This is a genomic window from uncultured Psychroserpens sp. (assembly GCF_947501425.1).
Taxonomy (GTDB): Bacteria; Bacteroidota; Bacteroidia; order Flavobacteriales; family Flavobacteriaceae; genus Psychroserpens.
In genome coordinates this window covers 135,090-146,134 of the sequence record NZ_CANMVN010000006.1, presented here as the reverse complement: position 1 = coordinate 146,134, position 11,045 = coordinate 135,090, and the positions used below count along the sequence as shown (strand labels likewise).

At 33.3% G+C, this 11,045-nt stretch carries 8 protein-coding genes; 3 read left to right on the top strand and 5 right to left on the bottom strand.

Going from position 1 to position 11,045, the window contains the following annotated elements; all coding sequences use genetic code 11:
* Positions 1-16: 16 nt before the first annotated feature.
* The 4 genes from Q0951_RS10630 to Q0951_RS10615 all read right to left on the bottom strand — a co-directional run bounded on the left by Q0951_RS10630 (position 17) and on the right by Q0951_RS10615 (position 6,086).
* Positions 17-2,500, bottom strand: coding sequence for a PorP/SprF family type IX secretion system membrane protein (locus Q0951_RS10630; protein WP_299336704.1), 2,484 nt, complete (start codon positions 2,498-2,500; stop codon positions 17-19).
* Between the two features lies 1 nt (position 2,501).
* Complete coding sequence (locus tag Q0951_RS10625; protein ID WP_299336702.1) at positions 2,502-3,965, bottom strand: gliding motility-associated C-terminal domain-containing protein; 1,464 nt, start codon at positions 3,963-3,965, stop codon at positions 2,502-2,504.
* An 87-nt stretch (positions 3,966-4,052) separates the two neighbouring features.
* A complete protein-coding gene (locus Q0951_RS10620) occupies positions 4,053-5,360 on the bottom strand; it encodes a hypothetical protein (RefSeq protein WP_299336700.1) in 1,308 nt (435 codons plus the stop codon).
* Between the two features lie 273 nt (positions 5,361-5,633).
* Complete coding sequence (locus Q0951_RS10615; protein ID WP_299336698.1) at positions 5,634-6,086, bottom strand: hypothetical protein; 453 nt, start codon at positions 6,084-6,086, stop codon at positions 5,634-5,636.
* Positions 6,087-6,655: 569 nt separating this feature from the next.
* On the opposite strand from Q0951_RS10615, the gene Q0951_RS10610 reads away from it, so the two are divergent.
* The gene (locus Q0951_RS10610) at positions 6,656-7,246 is read left to right on the top strand and encodes a hypothetical protein (protein WP_299336696.1); all 591 of its coding nucleotides are present in this window, start codon (positions 6,656-6,658) and stop codon (positions 7,244-7,246) included.
* 7 nt (positions 7,247-7,253) lie between these two features.
* On the opposite strand, the gene Q0951_RS10605 is transcribed toward Q0951_RS10610, so the two are convergent.
* A complete protein-coding gene (locus tag Q0951_RS10605) occupies positions 7,254-8,168 on the bottom strand; it encodes a peptidoglycan DD-metalloendopeptidase family protein (protein ID WP_299336694.1) in 915 nt (304 codons plus the stop codon).
* A gap of 349 nt (positions 8,169-8,517) precedes the next feature.
* Between Q0951_RS10605 and Q0951_RS10600 the strand changes: the two genes are divergently transcribed.
* The gene (locus tag Q0951_RS10600; RefSeq protein ID WP_299336692.1) at positions 8,518-10,638 is read left to right on the top strand and encodes a translation factor GTPase family protein; all 2,121 of its coding nucleotides are present in this window, start codon (positions 8,518-8,520) and stop codon (positions 10,636-10,638) included.
* Between the two features lie 10 nt (positions 10,639-10,648).
* Complete coding sequence (locus Q0951_RS10595) at positions 10,649-11,029, top strand: hypothetical protein (protein ID WP_299336690.1); 381 nt, start codon at positions 10,649-10,651, stop codon at positions 11,027-11,029.
* Positions 11,030-11,045: the final 16 nt, after the last annotated feature.

The following is an 11,045-nucleotide window of genomic DNA, read 5'->3' as shown; positions in this document are numbered from 1 at the left end:
GGGCCTAATTACTTATTTAATTCTCTATTTTAACGAGGGACATATTTTTATTATACGGTCTGTTTCCTTTTGCTTTTAAAGCCTCATTGGCTGATTCAACACTATCAGTCTTCTCATAATAAATGTAATATTTACTAGTATTGACATCATAGAAGAAGTCAACATCTGTACGACCTGATGCTACTACTTTAGTCACGAAATCATTTCGTTTATCAATATCACTATGGACTGCCAAAATCAGATAATATCCGTTATCAATGTTTTTGACATTCTTTAAAATTTGAATATTACCACTTTGTTCTTCCCCAAAATCAAAATCTTCCGATTGTAATGTCTGGCTAGATAAAGTTGTTGTTTGCTTAATGTTTTCTAGTGTTGCTCTATCCTGTGCATAGCGTTCTTCCTCATTATCAAAGGCAGCACGTTTGATTCGTCTTCTTCGTTCAAATTCGGTAGCAACTCTAATATCTTCCAATCTGGTGTCTAATCTCGTTATTGCTTCAGTTGCATCAATTTGTTCTGACTCTAAACGTTTAATGGCCTTTTGATAATAGAGGTATACTTCATCGTTAGTAATTGTATCAGCATCAAAATTGTCTTCATATAATTTCTTAAGTTCTTCAATTTTCTCGCTTCTAATCTTTATGGTTTTATCTAAATCAGATTTAATAGCATTAAGTCTATTGTTTTCCTCTGTAATACTTTTGAATGCTTTTGGTTTTACAGTGATACCTTGTTCACTCAAGTCATTTTCCTCTTTTAAATCTTTAAGGTCTTGATTCTTGATTTCAACTATTTCATTTAATTTCTCTAATAATTCATTCTGAGTAGATTTAGTCGCTTCAGTCTGTTGCGCAAGTGCATACATAGATTTACCTAATTCGTCTTTAGGATTTGTAATCAGTTCTGCTTTAGCGTCAGCCTCTTCTTTAGCTTTCTGTTCTGCTAATCGTTTAGCTTGTGCTTCAGCCTCTTCTTTAGCCTTTTGCTCTGCTAATAGTTTGGCTTGTGCTTCAGCCTCTTCTTTAGCCTTCTGTTCTGCTAATAGTTTAGCTTGTGCATCAGCCTCTTCTTTAGCCTTTTGCGCTGCTAATCGTTTGGCTTGTGCTTCAGCCTCTTCTTTAGCCTTTTGCGCTGCTAATCGTTTGGCTTGTGCTTCAGCCTCTTCTTTAGCCTTTTGCGCTGCTAATCGTTTAGCTTGTGCATCAGCTTCTTCTTTAGCTTTCTGTTCTGCTAATAGTTTAGCTTGTGCATCCGCTTCCTCTTTAGCTTTCTGTTCTGCTAGTAATCTAGCTTTAGCATCCGCCTCTTCCTTAGCTTTTTGTTCTTCTTGTAGTCTAGCTTTGGCATCCGCTTCTTCCTTAGCTTTTTGTTCTTCTTGTAGTCTAGCTTTGGCATCCGCTTCTTCCTTAGCTTTCTGTTCTGCTAGTAGTTTAGCCTGTGTATCAGCTTCTTGTTGGGCTTTTCTCTCTGCGGAAGCTTTTCGATTAGCTTCTGCTGTAGCTTTTGAAATTTTTGATACAGGTTGTTTCCTTTTTTCGGTTGAAATCAGTCCACTAACTTCATCACCACCACTGTAGATATAATTCTCTCTGTTTTTAAATCTGAATGCCAGAGTAAACTCATGTGACGATCCAAAATTAGTTAGATCACCAATGGCTCTTTCATAATTATATTCAAGTGCTATTTGTGATGTAATATTAATTCCAATACCACCAGAAGCTCCAAACACAGAATTATAACCTACTTGAGCCCAGATTCCTTTTGGTACAGTAAGCATTGCAATGGCAGAAATAATAGTTTCATCTTTTTTGAATTCTGATCTTATTAATCCTGAAAACTTAGCTTCATCAAAGAACCCTCTGTTGTTCATGTATCCTGTATACATAATGTGAGCCTGTATACTTTGTTCTGGATTTTCTTCTATTAGAGTAGAGGATTCGAAATTATACAGTGCCAAATTATTGATAGACACTCCAAAATCCAGAAACACCGTTCCGTAGTTAATTCCCGGACTGATAGTCAACAAGAAATTTTCAGGAACATTCTGTAATGAAGGATCATCAAAATTTGTAATAACATTACCTGTGTTTACTCCACTTTTATAAGCGCCAACATTTAGTCCGAAAGTCAAGTTACTATCTCGATCTAGTTGCGCATTATAGGCAAAATTCAATACACCTCCAAAGGTTGTTAACACTCCGTAATTTTGCTGAAATAGTCCTAATCCAGCTCCTATATTTTCACTAAATCGACCTGAATAACTTGCCAAATAGGTGAGTGGTGCATCTTCAAATTGCACCCATTCTCTTTTATTAAAAATACTGATGTATTTATTTTGCTCTCTAACAAAACTAAATGTAGGGTTAATGGCATATCTGTTAAATGTTAGTGAATTTCTTACTGGAAGGCTAAGCGAAACCACTCCATCATCTTCTTGAGAATAGAACATCTGTATATAACAGATACATAATACTAAAACCAATAGATGTGTTTTCATATTATTTCACTATTGTTATTGAGCCTTTTTTTGTTTCATTATCTGCCGTTGTGATCACATAATAAAACACTTGATTTATGCTTGTTAGATTTAGGTCATTTTCTGGCCAATTATTAAGATAATCGTTGGTTTGTAACACTATTTTACCTCTATTAGTCATAATCATAACCTCCGTATTTGTACCACTAACATATTTCGTAGGTATTACCCAAGTATCATTAATGCTATCGCCATTTGGGCTAATTACATTGGGTATCTTTTCAACATCTGGAAAGGGATCTAAAGCTTCATTAATTTCAAAGAGAAATTCTCTAGAACCTGTACATCCACTTGTTTCATTAACTATAACTTTATAACTACCAAATTCTGTTGCCTCATAACTATTTTCATTAGCACCAGAAATAAGCATGTTATCTATATACCATTCGTACTCTGGATTGTTAGCAGTTGTTGTGACTAGAACAGATAAAGTTTCTCCTTCTTCTATTGTATTTACCTCGGAAACATTGATACTTCCTTCAAATAATTCGCTCTCCAGTTCAATGGATCCTGAGGCTGAACAATCTCCTAAATCAACTTGCACAGCATAGATTCCAGATTCACTGGTTTGCAGCATTTGATTTGTAGCATCTGGAATGGCTATACCATCTTTAAACCACTGGTAGCTATTACCTCCCAAAGTACTCAATGTTGTAGCTCCTTGAGCTGGACAAAATGGATTTCCTAAGCTAGATGAAATACCAGCATTAGCTTCTCCCGATGAGACTTCACTTATGGTAACACGATTTGAAAATGAATTCGAAGTACATGTTCCGTAGTTTGTTTCTACAAAATAGGTTCCTTCTTCACTGACTGTTAATGTATTTCCTTCAGCAACAAAAACTGAAGTTGTCTGTCCAGTTTCTTTATACCAATTAAAAGTAAGAGAAGGGTAGTTAAGAGGAGAATCATTAGATCCTGTACCAGGATTATCAATAGTCAAAAGATAACTTCCTCCAGTGCAATAAGCAGCAGTTGAAACTAGATTATTGATTGTAAATGGCGTATCTTGAATTTTATAATATGCAGCAAAAGAGCTTGATCCAGAACTTGTTGCTACTGGTGAACTACTCTTTATCCGAATTCTATAATTTTCTCCAGCAGTATCAGTTGGTAAAGAAAAATCTATAGTTGCTGGCGATACTGTTATAGTACCTGGACTAGAGGTATATATTACTGTTGCTTCTGAAAAATCACCTTCAGCATCAGACAGTTCTACAGAAAATTGATTAGACGCTCCTAAAGCAGTATCTGGAGAAAAAACGAATGTTGCACTAAATGTATTAAAGGATTCACTTGCACAAGCTTGACTAAACCCTAAATTTGGTGCACCAATGACTATTTGAGCGTTTGCATTTTCTTGCAAAACAAGAACAAAAAGAACAAGTCCAATAAGGGATTTATATGCTAATTTAGTGTAGTACATTTGGTTTGGGGCGTAAAGTTTTATCCTATAAGCAATTTGTTTTTAATGTGTTGATTAATAGCTTAGATATTGAGTTGATCATATATTTTAATCATCTTCTATATCATTTGAAGCAATAATTCTATTAATTCTAAGTCTGTAGTCTGGTCGCTTTGTACTTGCCGAATTAATAAATGTTTCAGAATCTGGACCTTTAGAGTAAACATTGTCAAAGGCTCTATTGCCATACCAATTTTCTAAATCTTCGTTGTTAGGGTTGTCTTTTACAAAGATGTTTCCCTTACAATTATTAAAGTATGTTCTTGTGAATTTGATTTTTTCCAGATTTTCGCTATTGATTTTCACGTTGTAATCGAAAATAACTGCGGGATTAAAACCAGAGATCACACTTTTATCAATATTAAAAGATACGTCTTGTCCAATATAAATCGCCTCGTTTACTAAACCTACTTTTATATCATGGTTAAGATTATCACTCAGGTTTATTAATGTTAAATTTTCGGCATTAACGGAAGTTTGGTTCTTTGAAAAATCAGCTTCATCTTTAGAATCATGACTTAAAACATACATGCATCTCGATATTTCAGCTCCAGATACGTAAGGAGATCTTATTGCTAGAGAGTTATTTATTTTACATTGTGTTCCATAGTTGAACTCATAATCATTGATACTAGATTTATAAGATACTAGCTTATCTAAAATTATATCGCCACCTAATACATTGAATGAATTTCCCTCGCAATAGCTTACCATTATGTTTTCAAGAATAGTTTGTTGACCAACTCCTGCTAAGGTTAACCCATTAAAATAACCATAATCCTTAGTTCTTTTTCCTGCATATTCAATTCTAACGTAACGTAACACTCCAGAATAACTGTACGGATTATCTCCACCATAGCTTATACTATTGGCATTAGATGGACGTAGCCCGTAATTTAGAGAACTTTCATTTCCAAATTTATTTGTTGGAGCATCTCCTAATATAAAGAGTCCTCCCCAATCACCTGGCTTTTTTACACTTCTACTAGAAGTAAATATAATTGGGTCTGTATGAGTACCATCAGCAATGATTTTAGATCCATTACTAATTGTGAGTGAAGCCTTCGTTTTAAAATCACCAATGATAACTGTTCCTGGTTCGATTGTGAGGGTTGTACTATCAGTAACAAACACATCACCTAATAACAAATAAACATCTCTCTTATACAATTTTGTATCAGTAGTGATATTACCTGTCAAGATTTGAGTTGGTTTGTTATATTCAACTTTATTTGGTCTGAATTCAGTCCAAGGATTTAGCCAATTGTTATAACCAGTAATTCCTTTTTCTTGCTGAGCAAAAGCATTGCTGTACACTAATAAAAAGAAGAGTGTAATTTGAGTAATTTTTTTCATAGTGGTTAAATTCGTTTGTTTAGATTAGTGGGTGCTAACATAATAGACCAAACATATAAATAATACTTATGAAATGCAAAAAAAAACGACGAAATGCATTATTTGATACTAAATTGAGTATTTTTCCTACAAAATTATGATTTTACATGCACTATCACCTTGGAATTAAAATAACTTCCAATAAATCAGCACCTTAAATCTGACCATTATCTATAAAAAAAACCTCAACATTATTTGTTGAAGTTTTTGAGTTTTTAGATTTATTATTGAGTACTAATCAGTTTTATAATCATTATAGGTATGTAATGATTTTAGAGTTTCTTCATAAAATAAAATTGCAGCAATTAAATCGCGAGTATCAGAATAGGGCAGTATGGATCTTTGAAATTCAACTGTACTATCAAAATATTTAATAGATGCATCTCGATTCGCTTCTAATGCTTTTTTATTTTCTTTAGTTTCTGGAATACCTAAAGATGACATGGTAACACCTGGTTTAGTAGCAAAAGCGATATTTGGTAGAATATTAACTATGACTTCTATACGTTCAATATATAATGATAGTAATTCTCCTTTGCTCATTCTACTTAATTCATCATGACTATGGTATTTTGCAATGCTAACTTTTCCAGCAATAATACTGATAGGTGCATTCTTTTTTTGAGCGAATCCCAAGCTTGTCATAAGAAAAAATATGGCAATAATTAAAGTAGGTTTTGTCTTCATTTTTATGGATTTTAGTTAATCAAGGACAAGCAAATCTATACAAATTATTAAAAAAAACAACTTTATTTTAACTTTTTTTCCAAACTTTTTTATCGTATGAAATGCACATTTCTTGGATAAACTGCGTATTTAGTGGATAAAACGCAAATTTTTACGACGAATTACTTTCGTGGTTTTTCAGTAATTGGTTTAAATAAAACAGTGCTTTTTTATCAATTTTTTACTGTTTTAAGTCTTACTGAAATCTCCTTACTTAAATTTTTATGTACTCTATAAAAGTATATGTGGATCTTCAAATGATATCTGTACATTCTATTTGAATATTCATGACCATAATGAATAGAATTAATTCACATTTTATTACTGATGATAAACTAAAGGCATCATAATTAAATAGATAACAGGTATACATTTCATCGATATATTTTGCGTCGAGATACATTTCAACGTAAAATTTGAGCATTGATACGATTTTTCATGATTTTCGGTATAATTCAATGAATTTTGGATATCTCAATAATACTTAACCTATGAAAAACTGTATTTTAATTTTTAGCCTTATCTGTTTAATGAGTCTAAGCCACAAAGGTTTTGCTCAGGATTCATCAGATGCTTCAGTACAGCTAGCAGATAATTATTTAGAACGTAGTCCATTATATGATTATGGAGACCTTCAATTAAATAATACCTTCACCATCCCAGATTACGAAACCAAAACTAACAAGCTTAAAATTTCAGGAACCATATATGAAAGTGATGGTGTAACTCCTGCTAAGGATGTTATTTTGTATATAGATCAAGCAGACGAGCATGGTGATTTTGATTTAAGAGAAGATAATGACAAACGTTATGTTCATCACAGAGGATGGATCAAGACCAATGCTGATGGCCAATACACTTTTTATACTTTTATTCCTGGTAATGATAGACGTTACAATCAGTTACAACAACTCTTTCCTATAATAAAAGAGCCTTCTAAACCAGAATATGAAATTGGCTCATTTCTTTTTGATGATGATCCATTATTATCAAAGCTTTGTCGTAAAAGAATGGCAAAAAAAGGAGATCCAAGCAGGATTCTTAAGCCTGTAAAGAAAGATGGAGTTTTTGTAGTTCAAAAGGATATTGTTCTCAATTCTACAAATAGCAACACTAAATAAGTACTAGTTATTTTTCAATTAACAGTTTTTGACCAACTCGTAATACAGAACTTCGTTTAATTGCATTGGTTTTACAAAGCGATGATATAGAGACACTATTTCGTCTTGATATTCGTGAAAGCGTATCTCCAGGCTTTACAACATAAATAGATTGTTGTTTAATCAGACTTGCAAGTGCGTCTTCTTCAGTTAAAAAGGTTTTGATTTTACTTTGACGTTTAGAGTTGTGCGCAATAGGTCGCGTCCATTTTCTTGTAACCCAAAGTTCTTGAGATCTTATCTTATTATGATTATTAAATTCAAACAGATATTCAGGATTTATAGACACTCCTTTGTAATTAACAACAAGATGAAGATGACTACCTCTGGCATTACCAGATACACCACCTTTACCTATGTATTGTCCGCGAGTAACCGTATCATTCTCTTTTACACCATAAACTGATAAATGTGCATACACAGTTTCAAGTCCGTTAAAATGTCTAACAACAACGGTTTTTCCATGACCTCTACTATATCTGGACATTCTAACTATACCATCAAACATAGAAAACAAACTGTCTCCAGTAACCAAGTCGATATCAATACCCTTATGCGGACGTCCTCTTCGCCATCCGTAACGAGAGGTAACTACTTTGTTTTTACTAATAGGAGAGAAGTAAGTAGAATCTTTAAACTCTAACTTTAAGGGAAATTCTAGTTCTACATCTTTATATGGATTATAGACCGTATGATCCCAAAATTCAGCTTTGATATCAATAGGAATAACACTATCTATTGTTTCAGATGTTTCTACTTTGATAGAGTCTTTAGCAGTTTCGATCTTAAATTCTGAAAGATCTAAAAGCAACTGTTCTGGGTCTTTTTGAGCAAAAGCACTAAAACACACACAGATCACAAGACAATTAATAAATAATCTCATAGGTAAAAATAAGTACTGCTTTTTTTTGATGGCCGAATTTAAATATTTTAAACGTTTAATTGTGTTAATGTATTGTTAGAGTTATCAACTAAATCAATAATGATCAAATCTACTATAGTTCATTTCATAAAATACTTGAGTTAAAAAAACATTTAAAAAAGATTCAAAACCAAACTTTTGTCATGTTTTAAGACTCAAATGAGTCGTATCTTTAATGGAGTAAAATTCAAGGAAACTTCTAACCAAGACGTCTCAAGATATATGAATCTGCAACATATAAATATCATTTTCTTCATAGGGTATTTAGTAGTGTTCAATGATTCAACAGACAATAAAACAATTCAATCATATGAAAGTATTTGACAATAAACACATTAAAAATGTAGCTTTTGTCGGAACCCATCGTTCTGGTAAAACTACATTATCTGAAACCATGCTATACGAAGCTGGACTAATTAACAGACGCGGCTCTGTAGAGCAGCAAAATACAGTATCTGATTATCATGAATTTGAGCACCAACGTGGTGCTTCTGTATTTGCAACCCCTTTACATACCGAATGGCGTAACTACAAAATCAATATTATTGATACACCTGGTTTAGACGATTTCATTGGCGAAATCATGTCATCCATTAGAGTTGCCGATACTATAGTAACGGTTATCAACGCTAAACATGGTGCTGATATCGGAACAGAAATTATTTGGAATTATGTCGACAAATATCATAAACCAACACTCTTCGTTATCAATAAAATTGATAGTGAAAAAGCTAATTTTGAACATAGTGTCAATAGCTTAAAAGAGCTTGTTGGAAATAATACTGTTCTTATTCAATATCCAAAAGTAATCGATGGTGCACAATGTATAATTGATGTTCTTAAAATGAAATGTTACAAATTTGGTCCTGAAGGTGGCAAACCAGAAAAACTAGCCATTCCTGAAAATGAATTAGATTATGCCAATCATTTGCATAATGAACTTGTAGAAAAGGCAGCAGAGAATGATGAAGAGCTAATGGAACTGTATTTTGATAAAGGCACTTTAAATGAAGATGAATTACGCCAAGGAATCAAACTTGGTATGCTTAATCATGATGTATTTCCGGTATTCTGCGTATCTGCTCTAAAAGACATGGGTACTGGACGATTGATGGGCTTTATTGATAATGTAGCACCAGCTGCTGCAGATCTTAAACCTGAGCAAACTATTGAAGGAGATATGATAGCACCAAAAGTAGATGGCGATACAAGTCTTTTTATTTTTAAAACCATTTATCAGCCTAATTTAGGATTGCTTACTTTTTTCAAAGTAATGTCTGGAGAGGTCAATGTTAATGATAAACTCTTTAACACAAGAACAGGAGAATCTGAAACATTGAACCAATTATATATCATGGATGGTAAGGAAAAGCATAGCGTTCAAAAGCTAACTGTTGGAGATATTGGTGCGACAACCAAATTAAAATATACCGAAACTAATGATACATTAGCGACTAAGGCAGAAGCAGGAACCATAAAACCTATCAAATTTCCACAGCCTAGATTGGTAAAATCTATAACAGCTGAAACCAATACAGAAGAAGAAAAACTAAGTGATGCACTAAAGCGTATTCACAGTCAGGATCTTACTGTTGATTTAAATTACAATTCTGAAACGAAACAAACATTGGTTGGTACTCAGGGTGAATTGCATTTAGCTACACTGAAATGGCTATTAGAACACGTTTATGATGTGAAAGCTAATTTTGAAAACCCTAAGATTTCCTACAGAGAAACTATTCAACGTAGTGCTACGGCAAACTACAGACATAAAAAACAAAGTGGTGGATCTGGACAATTCGGACAAGTACATCTAAAAGTAGAACCTTACTATGAAGGTATGCCAGAACCTGAAGGGTTTTCTCTAAGAGGCAAAGAAGTGGTAGATCTTCCTTGGGAAGGTAAACTGGTATTCTATAATTGTATCGTTGGAGGTGTTATCGATCAACGGTATCTGCCTTCAATTATGAAAGGTATTTTAGAAGTGATGGAATCTGGTCCATTAACCGACTCCTATATTAGAGATGTTAGAGTGATGGTTTACGACGGAAAAATGCATGCGGTAGATTCTAATGACATTTCATTTAAAATTGCAGGATCGCACGCGTTCAAAGAGGCGTTTTTAAATGCAAATCCAAAATTATTGGAGCCAACTGAACAAATGACACTTCGTGTTCCTGAAACCATGGTTGGTAATGTGATGACTGAGTTACAAAGTAGACGTGCTATCATTCAAGGTATCGAAACCGAAGCGCATTATCAAATATTGAAATGTATAATTCCTAGTGCAGAACTTTCTGATTTTTCTAGTCAGTTGCGTTCGGTTACTCAAGGTCGTGCTACTTATACTACCAAATTTGATGGTTATGCACCAGTACCTAACCACATTCAAAAAGAACTTATAAAAAAAGAACAAGTATTAACCGTATAAAATTAAAGATATGCAAAGCAAAATAATGTATTTAAGCGATTTAAAGTTTAATATCGAAACTTGGAAACGCGAGTTACAATTCCATTTTAATGAAATGGATACGTTTGAAGAAAAATTAGAGGAAATAGCTAAACGCGATCAAGATCCAATGGTCATGGTGAAGCTAGAGGTCTTTCAAAATCGAATTATGATTGAAAAAGATGCCATCTCAAAATTAAAACATCGTTGCCGTAATAAATTGGCAAATTTGATCAATGTTGATATCAATGAGAATATTAATGGTCGTTTCCAAAACGAACAACACACACTTAAAGAAGATATGCGTACTTACATAAAATTGCATTATGACCTTAAAGAGGAAATGATGGATTTTTTCTTAGAAGTATTGTAACTAATTCTTCCAACTA

Excerpts from the sequence above, each read along its gene's own strand:
- Q0951_RS10600 (WP_299336692.1), top strand. The coding sequence starts at position 8,518 with ATGAAAGTATTTGACAATAAACACATTAAAAATGTAGCTTTTGTCGGA.
- Q0951_RS10615 (WP_299336698.1), bottom strand. The coding sequence starts at position 6,086 with ATGAAGACAAAACCTACTTTAATTATTGCCATATTTTTTCTTATGACA.
- Q0951_RS10605 (WP_299336694.1), bottom strand. The coding sequence starts at position 8,168 with ATGAGATTATTTATTAATTGTCTTGTGATCTGTGTGTGTTTTAGTGCT.
- Q0951_RS10630 (WP_299336704.1), bottom strand. The coding sequence starts at position 2,500 with ATGAAAACACATCTATTGGTTTTAGTATTATGTATCTGTTATATACAG.
- Q0951_RS10625 (WP_299336702.1), bottom strand. The coding sequence starts at position 3,965 with ATGTACTACACTAAATTAGCATATAAATCCCTTATTGGACTTGTTCTT.
- Q0951_RS10620 (WP_299336700.1), bottom strand. The coding sequence starts at position 5,360 with ATGAAAAAAATTACTCAAATTACACTCTTCTTTTTATTAGTGTACAGC.
- Q0951_RS10610 (WP_299336696.1), top strand. The coding sequence starts at position 6,656 with ATGAGTCTAAGCCACAAAGGTTTTGCTCAGGATTCATCAGATGCTTCA.
- Q0951_RS10595 (WP_299336690.1), top strand. The coding sequence starts at position 10,649 with ATGCAAAGCAAAATAATGTATTTAAGCGATTTAAAGTTTAATATCGAA.